19 protein-coding genes and 1 tRNA gene are annotated in these 20,829 nt (G+C 66.3%); 18 read left to right on the plus strand and 2 right to left on the minus strand.

Annotation, left to right across the window (positions count from 1 at the left end; translation table 11 throughout):
- Positions 1–208: 208 nt before the first annotated feature.
- Complete coding sequence (locus VF168_10815; GenBank protein HEX7004662.1) at positions 209–1,414, minus strand: fasciclin domain-containing protein; 1,206 nt, start codon at positions 1,412–1,414, stop codon at positions 209–211.
- Between the two features lie 246 nt (positions 1,415–1,660).
- Between VF168_10815 and VF168_10820 the strand changes: the two genes are divergently transcribed.
- The 6 genes from VF168_10820 to gcvPB all read left to right on the plus strand — a co-directional run bounded on the left by VF168_10820 (position 1,661) and on the right by gcvPB (position 7,125).
- Positions 1,661–2,161: a roadblock/LC7 domain-containing protein gene (locus VF168_10820; protein HEX7004663.1), complete on the plus strand. Its 501-nt coding sequence runs from the start codon at positions 1,661–1,663 to the stop codon at positions 2,159–2,161.
- Positions 2,158–2,748: an ADP-ribosylation factor-like protein gene (locus tag VF168_10825; GenBank protein HEX7004664.1), complete on the plus strand. Its 591-nt coding sequence runs from the start codon at positions 2,158–2,160 to the stop codon at positions 2,746–2,748. The genes VF168_10820 and VF168_10825 overlap by 4 nt, the downstream gene beginning before the upstream one ends.
- A gap of 111 nt (positions 2,749–2,859) precedes the next feature.
- Complete coding sequence (gene gcvT / locus VF168_10830) at positions 2,860–3,918, plus strand: glycine cleavage system aminomethyltransferase GcvT (GenBank protein HEX7004665.1); 1,059 nt, start codon at positions 2,860–2,862, stop codon at positions 3,916–3,918.
- A gap of 53 nt (positions 3,919–3,971) precedes the next feature.
- Positions 3,972–4,355 (plus strand): glycine cleavage system protein GcvH, encoded by a 384-nt coding sequence (gene gcvH / locus VF168_10835; GenBank protein HEX7004666.1) that lies wholly within the window; start codon positions 3,972–3,974, stop codon positions 4,353–4,355.
- A complete protein-coding gene (gcvPA, locus tag VF168_10840; protein HEX7004667.1) occupies positions 4,352–5,683 on the plus strand; it encodes an aminomethyl-transferring glycine dehydrogenase subunit GcvPA in 1,332 nt (443 codons plus the stop codon). Before gcvH ends, gcvPA begins: the two co-directional genes overlap by 4 nt.
- Positions 5,680–7,125, plus strand: a complete 1,446-nt coding sequence (gene gcvPB / locus VF168_10845) for an aminomethyl-transferring glycine dehydrogenase subunit GcvPB (protein HEX7004668.1) — start codon at positions 5,680–5,682, stop codon at positions 7,123–7,125. Before gcvPA ends, gcvPB begins: the two co-directional genes overlap by 4 nt.
- A gap of 71 nt (positions 7,126–7,196) precedes the next feature.
- Here the strand turns inward: gcvPB and erpA are convergent, their stop codons facing one another.
- Entirely contained in the window at positions 7,197–7,595 is a 399-nt protein-coding gene (gene erpA / locus VF168_10850) for an iron-sulfur cluster insertion protein ErpA (GenBank protein HEX7004669.1), read from the minus strand.
- Between the two features lie 172 nt (positions 7,596–7,767).
- Here erpA and VF168_10855 point away from each other — a divergent pair.
- From VF168_10855 to VF168_10910, 12 genes are all read left to right on the plus strand, one after another.
- Positions 7,768–7,843 (plus strand) — tRNA-Trp (locus VF168_10855).
- 164 nt (positions 7,844–8,007) lie between these two features.
- On the plus strand, positions 8,008–9,750 hold the full coding sequence (locus VF168_10860) for an ATP-binding protein (protein HEX7004670.1): 1,743 nt from the start codon (positions 8,008–8,010) through the stop codon (positions 9,748–9,750).
- Positions 9,751–9,886: 136 nt separating this feature from the next.
- Positions 9,887–11,530: a hypothetical protein gene (locus VF168_10865; GenBank protein ID HEX7004671.1), complete on the plus strand. Its 1,644-nt coding sequence runs from the start codon at positions 9,887–9,889 to the stop codon at positions 11,528–11,530.
- Positions 11,531–11,669: 139 nt separating this feature from the next.
- Complete coding sequence (locus VF168_10870) at positions 11,670–13,037, plus strand: NfeD family protein (protein HEX7004672.1); 1,368 nt, start codon at positions 11,670–11,672, stop codon at positions 13,035–13,037.
- Between the two features lie 9 nt (positions 13,038–13,046).
- Positions 13,047–14,018 carry a flotillin-like protein FloA gene (gene floA, locus VF168_10875; GenBank protein HEX7004673.1) on the plus strand — a complete coding sequence of 324 codons (972 nt, stop codon included), beginning with the start codon at positions 13,047–13,049 and terminating at the stop codon, positions 14,016–14,018.
- Between the two features lies 1 nt (position 14,019).
- Positions 14,020–14,631, plus strand: coding sequence for a hypothetical protein (locus VF168_10880; GenBank protein HEX7004674.1), 612 nt, complete (start codon positions 14,020–14,022; stop codon positions 14,629–14,631).
- Positions 14,628–15,539 carry a PhoH family protein gene (locus VF168_10885; protein ID HEX7004675.1) on the plus strand — a complete coding sequence of 304 codons (912 nt, stop codon included), beginning with the start codon at positions 14,628–14,630 and terminating at the stop codon, positions 15,537–15,539. The genes VF168_10880 and VF168_10885 overlap by 4 nt, the downstream gene beginning before the upstream one ends.
- Positions 15,523–17,496 (plus strand): HDIG domain-containing protein, encoded by a 1,974-nt coding sequence (locus tag VF168_10890; GenBank protein HEX7004676.1) that lies wholly within the window; start codon positions 15,523–15,525, stop codon positions 17,494–17,496. The genes VF168_10885 and VF168_10890 overlap by 17 nt, the downstream gene beginning before the upstream one ends.
- A complete protein-coding gene (ybeY, locus tag VF168_10895; protein ID HEX7004677.1) occupies positions 17,456–17,887 on the plus strand; it encodes an rRNA maturation RNase YbeY in 432 nt (143 codons plus the stop codon). The genes VF168_10890 and ybeY overlap by 41 nt, the downstream gene beginning before the upstream one ends.
- A complete protein-coding gene (locus VF168_10900) occupies positions 17,884–18,249 on the plus strand; it encodes a diacylglycerol kinase (protein ID HEX7004678.1) in 366 nt (121 codons plus the stop codon). Before ybeY ends, VF168_10900 begins: the two co-directional genes overlap by 4 nt.
- Positions 18,249–18,644, plus strand: a complete 396-nt coding sequence (gene cdd / locus VF168_10905) for a cytidine deaminase (protein ID HEX7004679.1) — start codon at positions 18,249–18,251, stop codon at positions 18,642–18,644. Before VF168_10900 ends, cdd begins: the two co-directional genes overlap by 1 nt.
- A 66-nt stretch (positions 18,645–18,710) precedes the next feature.
- Positions 18,711–20,825 carry a tetratricopeptide repeat protein gene (locus VF168_10910; protein HEX7004680.1) on the plus strand — a complete coding sequence of 705 codons (2,115 nt, stop codon included), beginning with the start codon at positions 18,711–18,713 and terminating at the stop codon, positions 20,823–20,825.
- The last annotated feature ends 4 nt before the right edge of the window (positions 20,826–20,829 follow it).

Consider the following 20,829-nt stretch of genomic DNA (forward strand, 5'->3'; position numbering starts at 1 on the left):
CGGATCCGGTCGGTGCGATGAAGTCGGGATGAAAGTCCAACCGGTAGGACGTGAGCTAGATAGTATCACAGTCATTGTCCCCCGGTTAGCCGCGTACCTAGGCAGCAGGTACGCGCTTCGCAGGAGCGAGAAAAGGGAGAGGGCCGGAGCGAACCCCGGCCCTCTCGACTTGCCGACCCGCTTTCGTCCGGGTCGAACGCGACTTTCGTCAGTTGGCGTCGTCACCCATGCCGGCGTCGTCGCCTGCTGCGTCATCACCCGCTGCATCGTCGCCTGCTGCGTCGTCATCCGCGGCGTCGTCGCCAACGCCGACATCATCGGCCCCGGCGTCTTCACCCATGCCGGCGTCGTCGCCGTCAGGAGTCTGAGGCGTCACCGGCTCGGCGGGATCTTCGCCGGGAGTAACCGGCTCCTCAGCGGGCGCGGCCGGCTCTTCGCCGGGCGCGGCGGAGTCCTGGCCAGGAACGGCGGGCTCGGCTGGTTCCTCTTCAGCGCCAGGCTGGGCGGCGCCGCCGCCTTCGACGCCCTGGAGGCCCGAAGGCACCAGGACGGTGTCGATGCCGTAGATCACGCCACTCGCGGTCTGGATCGCCTCTTGGGTGACCGTGGCTTCGCCGATGCTGAGGCCAACCGCGCCACCAGCACCGGGCTGGCCCATCGGGGCCTGTTCGGCCTGAGCAGGATCGACATCACCGGGCTGTTCTTCGGCCTGTTCCGGAGCGGCGGCTTCGTCCTGCTCGCCTTCTTCCGCGGCGCCACCGCCAGCAACCTCACCCTCCGGCTGCTGAGCACCGGCTACCGGCTGACCGGTCGACGGCGTGACCGCGAGCTCGTTGCCGAGTAGCGTCACGACACCGGACAGGGTGGTCAGCTGATCGGCCGAAACCATACCGGAAACGATGTGGTTACGCACCAGAGTGGTAAGAGCCTCCTGATCCAGGCTGGCCAGGTCGATCTGGGCCTGCTCGAAGGCCTGGTTGGTGGGCGCCAGGACGGTGAAAGGTCCCTCCTGTTCAAGCGTCATGTCGAGGCCCGCCTGCTCGAGAGCATCGGCGAACGTGCTGAAGTCGGGGTTCGACCGCAGCGCCTCGAGGATCGACTGATCGGCCGCCATATCGGCCTGACCGCCACCGGCTACGCCTTCTTCACCGGCGGGCTGGTCCATCGGCTGGTCTGCCGGTTGATCCGCCGGCTGGTCCACGGGCTCGTCGGCCGGCTGATCCATCGGCTGATCGGCTGGCTGATCAGCGGGCTGGTCCATCGGCTGGTCGGCAGCGCCGTCATCCCCGCCGGCAGGCGTCTCCTGAGCCGGTTGATCCTGAACCGCGCCTCCGGCGTCCTGGTCAGCCTGACCGAACGCCAATCCGAGCGCCAGGAACAGACTCAAGAACAGTGTGAAAAGACTTCCCTTCATGTTTCCCCCCTTAGGATCTATGAGCGTGCCGGAACGACGTCGGAGCGTAGAACGCCCTGTTCGCCCGTACACACGTGGAAAGTATCCAACCCGCCGAAGCCGCTGAATATACGCTAAGACATAGTCATAAGGGGATCGAAAGCACGTTTCGGCCTACCGGCGGCACACCGCCTCTGCCGCCGCGAGGCCCCTCGAAGTGGGTTCTTCGACGTCACCGGCGCTAGCCCTCCTGCTACAGTCCTTGCCATGCTCGAGCCGTCCCTCGAACTCTACGGCGAGACCTTCGAGAAGGTCGATGCTCTGCTCAAGGAGCTGCTGGCCAAGAGCCACGCCCGCTATGCCATGATCATCGACCTGAAGGGGTTCGTGCTGATGCATTCGCGAGCCGTTTGGGCTCCCAAGCCTCCTTCCCTCGACTCTTTCGCTACCCTTATCGCCTCCAACTACTCGGCCAACACAGCCATCGCCAAGTTGTTCGGGGAGACGGGCTTCCAGGAGATGGTCCAGCAGGGGGCCGAGGTAGGGACCTACCTCGAGGAGTTGGGCGAAGAGGCGTTGCTGGTCACCGTCTTCGACAGCAGCGCAGCGCTGGGCCGGGTGAAGCTGTTCACCAAGAACGCCGCACAGGCGATCAAGGTGTTGCTCGAGACCAGTCAGGGCGAAGCTCCCGATGTCACCTTCGACCAGGAGTGGAGCGAGAGCACCGGTGCTCTCCTCGATACCCTCTTCGGGAACGAGAAATCATGAGCACCATCAACTTCTCTGCCCGCGAGATCAACTTCAAGATCGTCTACTACGGCCCCGGACTCTCGGGGAAGACGACCAACCTCAAGCAGATCTATTCCAACGTCCCTGGCGAATCGAAGGGTGAGATGGTGAGCCTGGCGACCGAGGATGAGCGGACTCTGTTCTTCGACTTCCTGCCTCTCGACCTTGGAAGCGTGAACGGCTTCAAGACGCGCTTCCACCTCTATACCGTCCCCGGTCAGGTCTTCTACAACTCGAGCCGCAAGCTCATCCTCCGGGGTGTGGACGGTGTGGTGTTCATCGCCGATTCGGCCCCGAACCGGTTGCGGGCCAACGCCGAGAGCCTCAGGAGCCTGCGAGAGAACCTCCAGGAGTACAACCTCTCCCTGGACGACGTCCCGCTCACCATCCAGATCAACAAGCGCGACATGCCGGACGCTCTGCCGGTCGAGATGATCCGTCAGGTGCTCGATCCACAGCAGAAGTACCCGGTGTTCGAAGCCGTCGCACAGGAGTTCCAGGGAGTGTTCGAACCCCTCCGTGCGGTGAGCAAGCTCGTGCTGGAGAAACTCGCGCAGAAGGCCTGAGGCTTCCTCGGTCGAGTCCGGGCCGGCGTTCTCGCGCCGGCCTTTCCGGTTGTTCACCATCGCTCTAACCGCCAAGTTCGGGACCCGCGAGGGCGTGATATCGTCGGCCGGATGAAACGCACCCCCCTCCATGACGCGCACGTGGAACTGGGCGCTCGGCTGGTCGAGTTCTCGGGATGGGAGATGCCGCTGCAGTACCCCACCGGGATCAACGAAGAGCACCTCGCGGTGAGACACGGGGTCGGCCTGTTCGACGTGAGCCACATGGGCGAGGTCGTTGTCTCCGGCCCCGGCGCGGTCGAGTTCCTCCGTTACGTCGCCCTCAACGATGCAGCCAAGCTGAGGGTAGGCAGGGCTCATTACTCGATGCTGGCCAACGACCGCGGCGGGTTGATCGACGACGTTTACCTCTATCGGATCGGCGACGAGGAGTACCTCCTGGTCTGCAACGCCGGCAGCCGCGAAGATGTGGTGTCGCACCTGCGGCGACTGGCGACCGGCTACGACTGCACGGTGATAGATCGATCAGACGAGTGGGCGCTCCTTGCGCTCCAGGGCCCAGGCTCGGCGGTTCTCCTCGAGCGCCTGGCGAAGACCGACCTCACCGAACTGCGCAAGAACGGCCTTCGCGAGCTGGAGCTGTTCGGCGCGACGGTGCGCATCGCTCGCACCGGCTACACGGGTGAAGACGGCTTCGAGATCTTCGTGCCGGCCGCTTCGGCAGAAGAGGTCTGGCGTGGCCTGGTGCGAGCGGGCGCGACGCCCTGCGGACTGGGCGCACGCGACACTTTGCGACTCGAGGCCGGCTACGCGCTCTTCGGCTCCGACCTCAGCGCGACGACGAACCCTCTCTGCACTCCCTTCAAGTGGGTCGTCAAGGACAAGGAGTTCTTCGGTCGCGAGAAGATCTGGGGGGCGTCCTGTCCGCGGGTTCTGGTGGGCCTGAAGCTTAATCAGCGCGGGGTGGCGCGTCATGGCTATCGCCTCTTCCAGGGCCAGCAGCAGATCGGCGAGATCAGTTCGGGGACCATCTCTCCCGTGACCCGCGAGGGCATCGCGATGGGATGGATCGACCGACGCTTCGCGACCCCGGGACAGGCGGTAAGCGTCGAGATCAGGGGGCAGAAGGTCCCGGCTACGATAGTGGAGATGCCCTTCATCGAAGGCTGAAGTGACGGGCCGCGGCGAGTCGCGGCAGTAGGCGCCGGCAGCGAGGAGTGAACATGAACATCCCGGACGACCGCAGGTACAACAAGACGCACGAGTGGGCCCAGGAGGCCGATGGCATGGTCACGGTCGGGATTTCCGACTTCGCGCAGGACCAGTTGGGAGACGTCGTCTTCGTCGAACTGCCCAACGTGGGCCAGGCCGTCAAGGCCGGCGAGGCGGTGGCGGTGGTCGAGTCGGTGAAGACGGCCAGCGACATCTACGCCCCGGTGGACGGGGAAGTCGCCGAGGTCAACGAGCTCCTCGAGAGCAAGCCGGAGCTGATCAACGAGTCGCCCTATGCCGAGGGGTGGATGTTCAGGATCTCGGCGGCGAGTGCCGATATGTCGGGTCTGCTGGACGCCGACTCCTACCGGGCCGTCGCAGAGGAGGATTCTTGAAGTACACGCCTCAGACGGTGGAGGACGTCGCAAGCGCGTTGAGGGCTATCGGCGCTTCCTCCGTGAACGAACTCTTCTCGCAGATCCCCGAGGAACTGCTCGACCCTGAGATCGAACTTGCCGAGGGGCTCGACGAAGTAGCGCTCCTGGACAGGGTCCGGGAGCTGGCCTCCCGGAACGCCTCGCCCTCCACCCTGCTTGGAGGGGGTCTCAAGAAGCACTTCATCCCCTCCGTCGCCAAGCACTTGGCGTTCCAGAGCGAGTTCGTCACTGCCTACACCCCCTATCAGCCGGAGGTCTCGCAAGGGATCCTGCAGGCGACCTTCGAGTACCAGACGATGATGAGCGAACTGACCGGGCTGCCGGTGAGCAACGCCAGCATGTACGACGGCGCCAGCGCGGTAGCCGAGGCCGCTCTGCTGGCCGTACGCCAAACCGGACGTGAACGGGTGATCGTGACACGCGGCGTCCACCCCGAGACGCGGGAGGTGCTCTCCACCTACCTGGGCGCACTCGACATAGAGCTGAGCACCCTGGACCTGGACGAAAGGTTGACCAGTCGGGTCGAGGCTGTTGCTGATGACGTGGCCGCGGTCATCGCCCAACAACCGAACTTCCTGGGCTACCTGGAGCAGATGGACGGGCTGGCGTCGCGCGCTCACGCTTCGGGCGCCCTGTTCATCGCCGTAGCCGACCCGTTCAGTCTGGCACTGCTGAAGCCCCCTGGCGAATACGGTGCGGACGTAGCGGTGGGCGACGGTCAGACGATCGGCAATCCGCTCAACTTCGGCGGTCCCCACTTCGGCTACATGGTCGTCAGCGACTCCCTAATTCGACAGCTGCCGGGCAGGATCGTCGGTCAGACGACCGATGCCGATGGTCGCAGGGCCTTCGTGCTCACACTGCAGGCCCGCGAGCAACACATACGCCGGGCCCGCGCCAAGAGCAACATCTGCTCCAACCATCAACTGACGGCCCTGCTCGCCACCATCAACCTGGCCGCGCTGGGACCCCAGGGGCTGAAGCAGGCGGCGACGGCTGCGGTAGCTGCCGCTCACACCCTGGCGGATGAGCTGGAAGCGGCCGGATACCGCGTTCGACGCGACGCCCGCTTCTTCGACGAGTTCGTCGTGGAGCTGCCCGCGCCCGCCAGATCGACCGTGGAGCGCCTGGCTGCCTCCGGTGTCCAGGCCGGTTTGACCGTGCCGGCGGAATACCGCTTGGGCGAGGCGCTGCTCGTCGGTGCGACCGAGTTGACGACGGATGGGGAGCGACGCGAGTTCGTGAGCGCGCTCGGGCGGGTGGCGCCGGTCGGTGTCGCCAGGTGAGCCCGGCGGAGCACGACTTCCCGTTGATATTCGAGCGCTCGCGAACAGGGCGGCGCGCCTCATCACCACCCCCTGCTCCCGAGGTGGACCTGGCCGGCCTGTTGGGTGAGGAGCAGCTCCGGAGCGAGGCTCCCCGTCTGCCAGAGGTGAGCGAGCTAGACCTGGTGAGGCACTACACCCAGCTCGCCCACCGGCAGTTCAGCATCGACAGTCACGTCTATCCGCTGGGCTCCTGCACGATGAAGTACAACCCCAAGGTGCACGAGGAGGCGGCCGCGGAGTTCCTCGACCTCCACCCGTATCAGTCCGTCGATTCGGCCCAGGGCGCGCTCGAGCTCCTCTTCGAACTCCAGCACGACCTCGCGCAACTGACCGGGATGGACGCCATGAGCCTGCAGCCGGCAGCGGGGGCGCACGGAGAACTCACCGGCATCCTGATCATCCGCGCCTATCACCAGCAGAGGGGCGAGGACGAACAGCGGCGGGTCGTCCTGGTGCCCGACAGCGCCCACGGGACCAACCCGGCGACCGCCGCCATGGCCGGTTACAGGGTCGTGGAGGTTCCTACCGGGAAGAACGGACAGGTCGACCTCGACGCCTTCCGCTCGGCCCTCTCGCCCGAGGTGGCGGCGGTAATGCTCACCAATCCGAACACGCTGGGGATCTTCGAGGAGAACATCCTCGAGATCAGCGCTCTGGCCCACCGGGCGGGAGCGCAGCTCTACTACGACGGCGCCAATTTGAACGCCATCGTCGGCCGTGCGAGGCCGGGCGACATGGGCTTCGACGTCGTCCACCTGAACCTGCACAAGACGTTCACGACCCCGCATGGAGGCGGCGGTCCCGGCACCGGCCCGGTGGGCGTGAAGGATCATCTCCGTCGGTTCCTGCCGGTGCCCGTGGTGAAGCGCTCAGGCGACAGGTTCGATTTCGACTACGATCTGCCATCGAGCATCGGCCGGGTCCGCTCGTTCTACGGCAACTTCGGCAATCTGGTGCGCGCCTACGTCTACATCCGTGGCCTCGGCCTGGAAGGACTGCGGGACGTTTCGGCCATGGCCGTGCTCAATGCCAACTACCTGCAGGCGCGCATGAAGGAGGCCGGCTACAGGCTTCCCTTCGATGGCCGCTGCATGCACGAGTTCGTAGCCCAGCCGCCGGCCGGCACCCGTACCGTCGACCTCGCAAAGGCCCTTCTCGACGAAGGCGTGCATCCGATGACCGTCTACTTCCCGCTGGTCGTGAAGGAGGCGATGATGGTCGAACCCACCGAAACCGAGTCGATCGAGACGTTGGACCGCTATGCCGACCTGCTGGCGCAGGTGCTGGAGCATGCCAGGCAGGATCCGGAGTGGGCCGCCCAGGCACCCTACGAGACCCCGGTCAGGCGACTAGACGAGGTCACGGCTGCGAGGAAGCCGATCCTCCGCTACGACTATTGACGTGACGTAGTCTTCCAACCGGAAGGGCGGCCCGTTCGAGGCCGCCCTTCTCATCGTTCAGCGCTACTTCGTCAGCCGCCGCAGCCGACGCTCCCCTCGGCGTCAGGAGCCGCTCGGCCATCGGTACGGAACGAACTACCGCAGCCGCACGCCGAAGTGGCGTTGGGATTGTTGACGCTGAAGCCGCCACCCATCATGTTCTCGACGTAATCGACCTCACTGCCTCTCAGCAAGGGCCAACTCATCTGGTCCACCACGAGTCTCACGCCGCGGTCGACGAAGACCCGGTCGCCTTCCAGTTCGCGGTCGTCTATCGCCATGCCGTAGCTGTAACCGCTGCAACCGCCCGACTTGACGAATACCCGGATCGCCGCGGTTTCGGAGCCGTTCTTCGCCAGGAGCTCGCTCGCCTTGCCGGCGGCCGCTTCCGTGAGAGTCATTTCCTCTCTGATCGCTTCCGCACTACTCACGCAGTAACCTCCTCGCTGAGCGCATCAGTACTACAGAGTCTATACCATCGACCACCCCGGACCGGTCGTGCAGGTCTTCATCCATGGGTTTCTGCCCCGCAAGGAGCGCCGACCAGTACCGACTCGTGTTGGCAGTCGTTCCCCGGCCTGATATACTTCCCGGTGCGTTTTTGGGCGTATAGCTCAGTCGGTAGAGCGGCGGTCTCCAAAACCGTAGGTCGAGGGTTCAAGTCCTTCTGCGCCCGCCACCACATACGCAAGAGCGAAGCGAGGCCCGCAGCGATGCGGGCCTCCTGCAAGTGGGGTGCTGGCTGACCTTGAAGCAGAGAAGCAAGGAATGGCACTCGCAGGGCCGGGCCGCTCACGCTAGGATGCCTCACGAACCTCGGTTGATTTCGGGCGGTGGTGCGGGGTGAACGAGGCAGGCAACCAGGTCGTAGCTACGCTGCTGCGGGAACGACGTTCGATGCTGCAGGGTCTCCTCTGGACCGTGCTCGCCGTGCTCCTCCTCAGCGTGCTTTTCAACGTCATCCTCTTCCATGAGCCGTACTCCGCGAGCGAGGACATCCCCAGGCTGTCGTTCGCGCTGCTCATCTGCATCGCGCTCTGGCTCAACCACAGGCGGAAGTTCAGGCAGGCGGTTGGGACCGTGCTGGCCGCTACCCTCGGCGCAGCCACCTATCCGTTGCTCATGGCGGGCCTGGTTGGAAACGAACTTTGGCTGTTCCTCTACTACGTCCCGGTGGTGCTCGCGGGGTTGCTGCTGGGAAGGCGCACGCTCTTCCTGGTAGGCCTCTTCACCTTCTTCATCCTCTTCCTCACGCCCTACCTGGAGGCGAACGGTCAGCTCTTCGGGGATGCGCCACCTTCGGAGCCCGGTTGGCTTCTCGCCGGGCAGTTCGCGCTGGTCCTCGCCGTCGTGCTCTTCTTCCTCGACCGCATCGGCACGTCTCTGAACCGGGCCCTACGTGAACTGGCGCGCCGGGAGGTGGCGCTGAAGCGCGAGATGAACGAGCGCAGGCTTGTACAGGACCGCCTCGCGATGGCCCTGACGGCAGCGAGGATGGCTACCTACGAGACCGATACCGGAGCGAGGACGGTGACAGGCAGCGAAGAACTGGAACGGCTCTTCGGCCTGCCCGGCACCAACCGGCCACGCCAGCTCGATGATTTCCTGGAGCTGATCCACCCGCAGGACCGTGCACTGGTCATGCCGTTCGTGCCGAGCAGCGACGGAGGGCAGCACGAAGGGGAAGTCGAGTTCAGGGTGGTGCGGCCGGACGGACGTGTCGCGTGGCTCTCGGCAGTCAGCAAGGTCGTCTCTGCCGGCGCAGACTCCCGTGAGCGGTTGGTCGGGATAGTGATGGACACGACCGAAACGAAAGAAGCGCAACTCGCGCTCGAGGAACTGAATCAGACGCTCGAGGAGCGTGTCGCGGAACGTACGACCCGCCTTCAGGCGGCCAACGAGGAACTGGAGGCGTTCGCGTACACGGTGTCGCACGATCTGAGGGCGCCGCTTCGCGGAATGGACGGCTTCAGCCAGCTGCTCATGGAGGAGCACTCCTCCTCGCTCGATGACGAGGCCAAAGGGTACGTCCGGCGGATCAAGGCAGCAGCGAACCGCATGGGCGAGCTCATCGACGATCTGCTCGAGCTCTCGAGCATCTCCGGTGGGGAGGTCACGAGGAGCGAAGTCGACCTCGGAGAGATGGCGTACGAGATCGCGGCGGAACTGAACGAGATGACCGGTCGCAAGACGGAGCTGGTAGTGGAAGGTCAGCTGAAGGCACGCGGCGACCCCAGGCTGCTGCGGATAACGTTGGAGAACCTGTTGAGCAACGCCTGGAAGTTCATGGGCGACCAGGAGACTCCGCAAGTGGTGCTGGGCAGCCGCCGCCAGGGACGCACCAGGGTCTACTACGTGAAGGACAATGGCGTCGGGTTCGACATGGCCCACGCATCGAAGCTGTTCACCCCCTTCCAACGCTTGCAGGAACCGGGGCGCTTCGAAGGCACGGGGATCGGCCTGGCGACCGTGCAGAGGATCATCCATCGGCACGGCGGGGAGATATGGGGTGACGGCCGACCCGGCGAAGGCGCCACCTTCTCCTTCACGCTCGAGCCCTCTTCGAGTTACGCGCCACGCTCCTGACCGACTGAGCGGAGCCACTTCCGGCGCGCGCGGAGCGCGCCGTTCTCCAAAAGAGGTTCGCCCACACTCTCCCGCGGGTCAGGGGCCTAGGCTGGCCACTGCAACCGGACTCGACCCGATCTCTGGGGGTGGTCGCTTGACCGTTCGGACCGTTCCGACACTGTCGACGGCCCTGCTTCTCGCGGGGCTGCTGGTCGCTTGCGCCGGGATCGGCGACCTAGGAGACCTCATCCCGAGCGACGCCGGCCGCGAGGTCACGGTGCGGGCCGAGGGACCGGGGCGGGTCACGCTGGCCCGGTTCCAGGTCGACTGCAGCGACGAATGCGTATTCGACGCTCCGCTAGGCACGGTTCTGCACCCACAGCCGGTGCCGGACCCCGGCGCCCGATTCTGGTATTGGGGCGGCTCATGCAGTGGAGCGGGCGAATGCGCTGTGCTCGTCGACTCCGATGTCGACTTCGTCGCCGTGTTCCAGCGGGTCGCTGCTGGTGGGACGACGGACCAAACCGATGACGACAGCGGAACGACGGACCCGACCGATGACACCGGCGGGACGACAGACCCGACCGACGATGGCGGAACGACAGGCCCGGCCGGTGACGGTGTAGTCGGCGGTCAGGACGACGGCGAAGGAACCGAGGACCCCACCGACGACGGCATAGGCGACGGCACCGACGGCGACATCGACGACGGCACCGGCAGGGACGACGGGCCCGCGCCGGGCGATGACGACCAGACAGCCGACCAGGGACCCGGCATCGACGGCCGCTACACCATCTCGCTCGAGCTCACAGGCGCCGGGGGCGGGGTAGTCGAAGTCCCGTCCCTGGAGTTCGTCTGCACCGGCGGTTGCACCATGAACCTGGATCCAGGCGAGACGGTCGAGATGATCCCGGTCCCCGATCAAGATTCCTTCTTCTCCCACTGGACGGGCGCCTGTGAGGGAGCCGGTGGAACCTGCACGGTAACTATGGAGGAGGACCTAGTCCTCCGGGCACAGTTCCGGCTGGACGAGAAACCGCTGCTGGTGACCATCGAGCCCGTACCCGACGGCGGCACTGTCACAGGCGAAGCGATCGACTGCGGCGACGACAGCGACCTCTGTACGAGCGACCACGCCAGCGGCGAGACGCTCGTGCTCGAAGCCCTGCCCGCGGCCGATTTCCGGTTCGCTGGCTGGACCGGAGCGTGTGCCGCGAGCAGCGGGACGACCTGCGAGTTCGCTATAAACAGCGACGCCACCGTCTCGGCGGAGTTCGAAGGGCGGGTGCCGATGCGCGAGCTGACGGTCGTGGTCGAGGGGAACGCCGATGGCGAGGTGCTCTTCCCGGACGGCGAGAGCTGTGACCAGTACGGAGCGTGCGACCAACACTTCCCGGCAGGTTCGAAGGTGACTCTGACGGCGCAACCCACAGGCGGGGGCTACATAGACGGTTGGGAGGGCGTCGATTGCGAACCGCATGCGCCGACGTGCGCGATCACGATGGATGGGGACAGGACGGTCACCGTTTCGTTCCACACCCGCGACCTCGAGTTCATCCTGCGGATCGAGGAGCCGGTCGGAGGAACGATCGAGAGCGACCGGCTGAGTTGCGGCGACGGGGGCGACGACTGTCGGCGTGACTTCGCCTTCGACGACCATGTTCAGCTCCGCGCGATCCCTTCCGCTGGTTACGAGTTCGTCTCCTGGGGCGGCGACTGCAGCGGCAGCCAAACACCTGTCTGCGACCTCGTGTTCCGCGACAGCAAGGATGTGAGCGCGACCTTCCGGGCGATGTAGCCGTCCGGCCCGAGTTGAGCCTCTTCGCTTGCAGCGGCCTGGATCACCCGGATCCGTGGTCCTCGGCTCCCGCCAGGTCGAGACATTCCCCCGACCGGCCGGACTCTGGGCCCAGATACCTCCGTGGTATCCTCACGGCGTGATACCAAGCCTTTGCCGTGCCTCCGCGGCTCTGCTGGCCGGCGCGGTGTTCCTGCTCTCGGGGGTGGCCTTCTCGCAGGGCAGCTCCGAGTCTGTCTGGCTACTCCCCATCGACACGGAGATCACGCCCGCTACCGCGCAGTACGTGCAGTCGCGGGTCGAACGGGCCAACGAAGAGAGGCCCCTGGCCCTCGTCTTCCTCATCGACACTCCCGGCGGACAGGTGAGCTCGATGCAGGAGATCGTCGACACCATCCTGAGCGATACCCGTCTGCCCACGATCGCCGTGGTCGAGAACGCCTTCAGCGCCGGTGCCCTCATCGCCATGAGCGCCGAGATGCTGGCGATGCTGCCCGGGTCATCGATCGGCGCCGCTCTGCCCATAACCATCTCCCCCACCGGCGTCTCGGCGGTCGGAGAGAAGATGAACTCGGCCATGCGGGGGCAGTTCCGCTCCGTTGCCGAGGCGCGGGGTCGCAATGCGCGGGTTGCCGAAGCGATGGTCGACCCTAGTGTGGAGATCCCGGGGTTGTCGACCTCCGAGGAACTAGTGACCCTGACTGCCGCGCAGGCGGTCGAGTACGACATCGCCGACATCCAGGCGAGCACCCTCGAGGAGGCGTTGACCGAGTTCGGCTACGGCGGAGTTCGGATCGAGAGGATCGAACGGAACCTGAGCGAACGGCTCGCCACGAGCCTCGCGAATCCCATCATCGCCGCCATCCTGCTCGTCCTCGGGATAGGCGGCATCCTGGTCGAGATCTTCACCCCCGGCTTCGGCGTCCCGGGAGGTATCGGTATCGTCGCCCTGGCACTGCTCGCGGCAGGAGCTTACCTGGCCACGCCTGCAGGCATCTTCGACGTCGTGCTGGTACTGGGCGGGATCGTCCTCATCGCCCTCGAGGTGCTCGTCATCCCGGGCTTCGGAGTGGCCGGGTTGCTGGGTATAGCCGCCGTCGGGGTCGCCCTCTTCCGCATCTTCCAGGACGACTTCGTTGCGGTTCTGGGCTGGACGGTACTCTTCGCCGGGGTCCTCATAGGCCTGGCGATCTGGCTGCTGCCGAACCTCCGGATAGCCTCGCCCCTGATGCTCGAGACCAGGCTGGGCAAGGGGGGGTACACGCCCGGAACGCCCCTGGCCTCCGACAGCCCCTATGATCACCTGCGGGGCCAGACGGGGATAGCCGCGAGCGACCTTCGGCCAGCCGGGGTCGCCCGCATAGCCGGCGAGCGGGTAGACGTAGTTACGCAGGGTGACTTCGTCTCTTCCGGCAGCCTGATCGAAGTCATGAAGGTCGAAGGCAACCGCATCGTCGTACGAGAAGTAGTGGCCGAGGTCGAGACCGAGGCCGGAGCAGAAGCGTAAGGAGCCCCCATGTCCATCAGTGTCCTGATAATCGCAGCCGTCGCCATCATCTTCTTCATGATCCTGTTCACCGTCATCCCGGTGGGGTTGTGGATCTCGGCCGTCGCCGCCGGGGTGCGGGTGAGCCTCACTTCGCTGGTGGCGATGCGGCTTCGCCGGGTCCCGCCCAACCGGATCATCCTCCCTCTCATCAAGGCCGACAAGGCGGGCATCGACGTCGAGCAGAACCAACTCGAGGCCCACTACCTGGCTGGCGGTGACGTCGACCGGGTGGTAGACGCCCTCATCGCCGCGGACAAGGCGCGGATCATGTTGCCTTTCGACAGGGCGGCCGCTATCGACCTCGCCGGTCGGGACGTGTTGGACGCCGTGAAGGTTTCGGTGAACCCGCGCGTCATCCAGACACCGAACGTCTCGGCGGTCGCCAAGGACGGGATCGAACTGATCTCCACCGCCCGCATCACGGTGCGGGCCAACCTGGAACGACTCGTCGGCGGCGCGGGCGAGGAAACTATCATCGCTCGCGTAGGTGAGGGCATCGTCTCCTCCATCGGCTCGACCGCTTCCCACAAGGGGGTGCTCGAGAACCCGGACATCATCTCGAAGACGGTGCTCGCCAAGGGGCTGGATTCGGGCACCGCGTTCGAGATCCTCTCGATCGACATCGCCGACGTGAACGTGGGGCGCAACATCGGCGCCGAACTCCAGACCGACCAGGCCGAGGCCGACAAGCGGGTCGCCCAGGCGAAGGCAGAGGAGCGGCGGGCCATGGCCGTAGCCGCTGAGCAGGAGAACCGCGCCAGGGTGGAAGCGATGCGCGCCAAGGTGGTAGAGGCCGAGGCCGAGGTTCCTCTGGCCATGGCCGAGGCGTTCCGGGCCGGCAACCTGGGAGTGATGGACTACTACAACCTTCAGAACCTGCAATCCGACACGCAGATGCGGGGCAACATCGCGCGCGCGACCGAGGAGGACGAGAGCTAAGGTGAGTTTCGATCTGCTCACGACGATCCTCTTCATCCTCCTGTTCGTCGTGGGTCCTCTCCTCCAGCGGCGCGGCCAGCGGCGCAGGCCGCCCGGCGGCGGAGCGGACCGGCCGCAAGCGGGTCCTCCCACGCCCAGAACCGACGCCGGAACCGAAGGTCCTCTGTCGAAACGACTCGAGGAGGCGAGGCGTCGAGTGCTGGAGGCGATGGGCGAGGACACCGGCGAAGCGACCCGGCCCGCCCCCCGTCAGCAACCGCGACAGCCGGAGCTCGACTGGCAGGGCAGGGTCGACTGGCAGAAGGACCAGCAGGTCGACTGGCAGCAGAAGGGCGTGAGTTGGCAGGAGGTCGTAACCCCGGAGCAGACTTTCATCGCGGCTCCGCCCAAGCGCAGCAGCCTCCGCAGCGACACCGGCGAGGTGATCTCGGCCCCGCCATTGCGTACGATGCGACGCCGACGGTCGCGACCTACCGCTAGACTGGCGGTCGGAAGGGGCTTCGGCCTTACCCCGGACGCGATCCTGAGCGGCATCATCTGGCACGAGATCCTGGGCGAGCCCGTATCCAAGAGAGGAATCAGGAGGGGACAATCGCGACATCGGTCACGTTGAAACTTCGCAGCCCGGCAGAGGCGGTCACGCTGTACGGGCAGAACGACGAGAACCTCAAACTACTTCGCAACCGTCTGAGCGCCCGAGTAGTGGCGCGCGGCGACGAACTTCGGCTCTCCGGGGACGAGAGCGAGGTAGCCGAGGCCGAGCGGACCTTCCGCTCGCTGCTCGCCACCATCAGGCGCGGCGGCAAGCTGAGCATCACCGAGCTGGAGCACACGGACCTGGAGAAGCTCGACGATGGCGGCAACGGTGCGGTAGACGAGCCCCGGCTGCCGCTGCGCGCCAGGCCCAAGACCAGCGGTCAGCGACGCTACGTGAGCGCCATCGCCGACTCGCCGATCGTCTTCGGCATCGGACCGGCCGGTACCGGCAAGACCTACCTCGCGGTGGCGATGGCGGTCCAGGCGCTGATGGACAAGCGAGTCAAGCGGATAATCCTCACGCGGCCGGCAGTCGAAGCGGGTGAGAAGCTGGGCTTCCTGCCGGGGGACCTGCAAGCGAAGATAGACCCCTATCTGCGACCCCTCTACGACGCGCTCTACGACATGCTCCCCACCGACCGCTTCGAACAGCTGCTGGAACAGGGGACGATCGAGGTGGCGCCGCTCGCCTTCATGAGGGGCCGCACTCTCAACGATGCCTTCATAATCCTCGACGAGGCGCAGAACACGACACCCGAGCAGATGAAGATGTTCCTGACGCGCATGGGATTCAACTCGAAGGTGGTCGTAACCGGCGACATGACCCAGACCGACCTGCCCGGCTCGATGCGCAGCGGCCTCTCGGTGGCCGAGCGGATCCTCAAGGACATCGAAGGCATCGGCTTCATCAACTTCACCGAGAGCGATGTCGTGCGTCACCCGCTCGTGGCGCGCATCATCAAGGCTTATGAGCAGGCCGGCTAAGAAGCTGTACCCGCGGCTGCTGGCCCTCTACGCCCTGAGCACCATCGGCGTGGCCGTACTGCTCTACAGCGTCTACGGCGAGCGGCAGAACGCTCCGCTGACCGTGGGCCAGGCAAGCCCCCAGACCTACATCGCACCCGTCGACATAGACGTTATAGACCGCGTCTCCACCGAGCGCCAGCGCCAGGCTGCGCGGGCACAGGTGGACCCTATCTACACCAGCGACCCGCGGCTTCAGCAGCTGGTCATCTCCTCCGTCGCCACTGCCGGCCTGCCGCAGATGGTCCAGGAGCTGCTGCTCCGGGCCTACAACGACCCGCGCGGGGTGACTGCCGAGGAGCTCGAAGCCCTGACCGACAGTGCGCTCGAGCTGGCGCCGCCCGAGCGGCGCCAGGAGGTTGCCCTCATCCTGGATCGCCGGCTCATGGCGACGTCGGTCCCCAACGCCCGCCTTACCGAGGCCGCTCGCGACGCTGCCGCCGCTGCCACCCAGCCCGTGATGCAGTCCCTCGAAGCGGGCCGGCCGATTATCAGCGAAGGCGACATCGTCACCGAGGATCACCTGCGGGTGCTGCAGTCCGTGGGCCTCTACAGCCCGCGCTACGCCCAACTCAGTCAGACCTTCTGGATCGTGCTCGGGTGCCTGCTCCTTGCTGCCCTTCTCAGCCTGCCCCTCTGGTTCGCGGCGCGCAGGCTCCACGGCCGGATAAGCCTTGCCCAGCTCGGCTTCCTCGTGGGCCTCACCCTCCTGGTGCTCACGGCCCAGCGCCTCGCCCTGCTGATCTCGCCGTCGTTCCTCTTCGTGATGCTGGTTCCGCTGGTGGTCTCAGTCCTGATCAGCGACGAGACGGCGATCGTGTGGGCCGTCTGGCTCGCTCTGGTGACGGCTCTGATGGTGCCGTCGGCGCCGCTCTACACCCTGGTCGCGGTCGTCTCCGGCGCCGTGGCCGCCAGCCTCCTGGCCAGCTCTCTGCCCTCGAGGACCTCGCTCCTCATGGCGGGTGCCGTGGGCGGGCTCGTGGGAGCGGCGGGCCTGGCGGTGATGACGCTGGCGGTGGGAGGCTACACCGTCCTGGCGCTGGTTACATCCGTGCTCATCGTCCTTGCCGGCGGGGTCCTTGCGGGTGTGCTGGCCCTCGGCCTGTTGCCGCTGGCCGAGAGCGCCTTCGGGTTCGTCACCGACTTCCGGCTCATCGAGCTCTCCAGCCCCACCACGCCGCTCCTGCAGAAACTGCTCCTGGAAGCGCCGGGCTCCTACCAGCACAGCCTGATAATCTCCAACCTCGTCGAGCAGGCCGTCAAGAACATCGGCGGCAACTCGCTGCTCGCCAGGGTCGGAGCGCTCTACCACGATGTGGGCAAGCTTCGGCGGCCGCACTTCTATACCGAGAACCAGTTCTCCGAGGAGAACCCGCACGACAAGATCAGCCCCCACCTGAGCTACCTGATCATCGTCTCGCACGTTCGCGACGGGATCGAACTGCTCCACGAGTACGGGATCCCGCGGGCCATCGAGCCGTTCGTCCAGGAACACCACGGCACCACCGTCCTCACCTACTTCTACAAGCGGGCACTGGAGGACAAGACCGGGCTGGAGGAACTCAACTTCCGCTACCCCGGCCCGCGGCCACGGTCCAAGGAAACGGCCGTCCTCATGCTGGCTGATGCCGTCGAATCGGCCTCCCGTTCGCTGGTCGAACCGAGCCAGGGGAGCATAAGGGCGCTCATCGAGCGGCTGGTCGAGCAACGGCTACAAGATGGGCAGCTCTCGGAGAGCACCCTGAACTTCCACGATCTCGAGATAATCAAGAACACCTTCGAACGGATGCTCACCGCCGTCCTGCATAGACGAGTGAGCTACCCCACGCCGGAAGAGGTGCAGGGCGAGCGCCGGGGAGGAGGTGGGCAGACGCGTGGTGGAAGTACTCGACGAAACGAACCGCTTCCCGCACGTTGACGCTCTGGAGAGGATCACGTCTCGCCTGCTCGAGGAGTTGGGACTGGACGACCGGGAGCTGACCGTCGTGCTGCAGGACGACCAGGCGATCCGGCGCCTCAACCGGGAGCACCGCGGCGTGGATGAGCCGACCGACGTCCTCTCCTACCCCACCGCCGAACCGGACGACGTCGGCGTCCCCGGCGTGCCCCACCTGGGCGATATCATCATCAGCATCGACACGGCCGCCAGGCAGGCAGTCGAGCACGGTCACGACCTCCTCGGCGAGACGCTGGTGCTCACCGCCCACGGGCTCACCCATCTGCGAGGCTTCGATCACACGACGGAGGAAGAATGGAACATCTTCCGAGCAACCCAGCAGCGGATCCTCACCCTCTCAGCCGCGCCTTGAACGGGGCCCGGCGCCTGCGCCGATCGACTCGTTTCGCCTACCGCGGCCTCTCGAGGGCCTGGCGCGAACAACCCAACCTGCGCCTCGAAACGTTCATCGGAGCCTGCGCCACGCTTCTGGCGCTGTGGCTGGGCGCTGGCCTAGAGGCCGTACTGCTGAGCAGCGCCCTGGTGCTCTCCCTCGAACTGATGAACAGCGCCGTGGAGGCGCTCGTGGATCTGGTCTCGCCCGGTCACCACCCGCTCGCCGCCGCCGCCAAGGACCTCTCCGCAGCTGCCGTGCTCGTGGCGTCGGCCGGTGCCGCCGTCGTTGGTCTGGTAGTCCTGGGGCCTCCCCTGCTTCGTCACCTGGGTGTGGGCTGATGGGCGCGCCACGCGAACTCCTGGACGCGGCTCGCGAGGCCTTCGCGAACGCCTACGTACCCTACTCGAAGTTCCGTGTCGGAGCCGCCCTGCGCACCAGGAGCGGCACCGTCATCAAGGGAGCCAACGTCGAGAACTCCTCCTTCGGTCTTACCCGGTGCGCCGAGCAGAGCGCGATCCAGGCGATGGCCACGATGGGCGAGCGGGAGTTCGACGAGATCGTCGTCTACACCGACAGCGACCCTCCAGCCAGCCCCTGCGGCGCCTGCCGGCAGGTCCTCGCCGAGTTCTCGCCCACTGCCGTCGTGCACCTCGTTAACAGCGAAGGAGACACGGTAACCACCACCGTAGCCGATCTCCTCCCCGGCGCCTTCTCCCTCGAGCCCTCGGCCTAGAACAGCCGCCAGCAACGACCGGAAGCGCTTCAAGGTTCTCACGGGCACGAAGTTATACTTCCCCAGATGAGAAAAGTCGCCCTACTACTGTTCGCTCTCCTCGCGACGCTCGGGTTCGCCCAGGACACCCTCAGAGTGCTGGTACTGCCGTTCGACGCGAACCGCTCCTTCGAGCCGTACGGCTTGGGGCTCGCCACCGGATTGCAGCGGACCCTCAACTCGCTCGACGGGGTGTACGCACCACCCGTCGCCGAGGCGGGCCTCTTCGTCACGCGGGCCTTCGAAGCGGGCTTGGAAGCGGTGGAAACGGCGACCGCCGCGTTCGAGGTCGACGCCGTGATCAGCGGCGCGGTGAGCGGCAGCGGCTCGGGTATCGACGTGACCCTGGCGTTCGCCGGGCCGACCTTCACGGAGCCGAAACAGGTGCGGCTGCAACTCCCGAACGATCCGGTCGCCGCGGTCGAAGCGGTCTCGCTGGCAACGCTCACGGAACTCGAGCTCGAAACCGCCGAGGCGCGCTCGCGGGTAGCGAGCCTGGCTCAGGAAACCCCCGAGTTGACGAGCCTCGGGGCGGTCTCGCGGGCCTCCTCGCGGCTAGGGACCAGCCTGAGCGAGCTCACCGCGGCCGCCGACCTCAACCCCGAGTCGAGCTGGGCGCTTTCCGAGAAAGCCAGGGCGCTGGCTCTCGCGGGCCGGCACGACGAGGCGCTCGCAAGCGCCGGCGCAGCCGTCGAAGCCAACCAGGACGACGTGACCGCCAAGGTGGTGCGCGGGATCGTAGCGAGCGTCGCCGGTGACGACGAACTGGCTCGCCGCAGCTTCGAGGAGGCCCTGGCGCTCAACTCCCATCACGCCCTGGCCCTCGTTGGGCTGGCGGAACAGGCAGAGGAACAGGCGGAAGTGCGCTCTCTGCTGGAGCGAGCGGTTGAAGCGTCGCCTCGGCAACTCGAAGCGGTACTGGGCCTGGCCGAGCTGGAGAGCAGCCCTCAGCGTGCCCTGCAGGTGCTGCGGCGGGCCAGCGAGAACCTGCCCGAGTCGGTGGCTCTGCACCGGGCCTTCGTCGAGCGGGCGATAGAGGCGGGCGATCCGGCGGGCGCTCTCGCCTACCTGCGTCAGGTGACATCGGAGCCGCTGTCGACCTCGCCGGCGCTGTTCGCCCAGGCCACGGCCCTTCCGAGCGACATGACCGAGCAGGCCCTGGCGCTCGTGATGGCGGGCAGGGAGCGGTTCCCGGAGAGCAGCGGACTGAAGCTCACCGAGGCGGAGCTGCAAAGGCAGGCCGGCCGCGAGGAGGAAGCCGTGTCGCTGCTCGAGGAGCTGCGCGAGCAGTTCCCCGACAGCGTCGAGGTGGCCAACTCTCTGGCCATAACACTCGCGCAGATGGGTGAGGTCGAACGGGCGCGCGAGGTATTCACCTCCGTCGCACAGGAGAGCCCGACCGTGCAGCTCAACCTCGGCCGGTTGTTGTTGCAGGCTGGGCAGGCCAGGGCAGCGATAGCGACCCTCGAGCCGCTCCTCGAGTCACGGCCCGACGACTCGGAACTCCACGCCCTCTACGGGATCGCGCTAGGCAGGACCGGGCACATCGACGACGGCCTCGCCTCGCTGGAACGGGCGCTCGAACTCGATCCCGACAACGAAGCCGCCCGCCGGGCTATGTCGCTCCTCGAGCAGCAACGGCAGATCGTGGGGGACGATGCGATCGCCTTCGAAGGCGAAGCCGCGAGCGAGTTCCAACGTGGGCTCTACGCCCTCGAGAGCGACGACCCCGGGACGGCTGCACGCGCCTTCGCCCGAGCGTTCGAGCTGAGCGGTCACCCTCTGGCGGCCTTCTACCACGGCTACTCGCTTCACCGCTCGGGGGAGATCCGCCAGGCGCTCGAACCGTACGAGGTGGCGCTCGAGGCGTACCCCGAGAGCGACACCGTGCTGAACAACCTCGGCTACGCCCAGCTGCAGCTCGGTCGCTTCGACCTGGCCCTGCAGACGCTGAGCCGGGCGGTAGAAGCCAACTCCGAGAACACCAGCGCTCACATCAACCTCGGCCTCACCTACTACGGTCTGGGCCGTTTCGACGACGCTCTCGAGCAGTGGGAGCAGGCGATCGCGATAGACCCTTCCCTCGAGGACGACCTGGCCCAGATCCGTGAGCGGGCCCGGGCCGGCCAGGGCCCGAACTGAGCCT

This window comes from Trueperaceae bacterium (assembly GCA_036381595.1).
Taxonomy (GTDB): domain Bacteria; phylum Deinococcota; class Deinococci; order Deinococcales; family Trueperaceae; genus DASVCN01.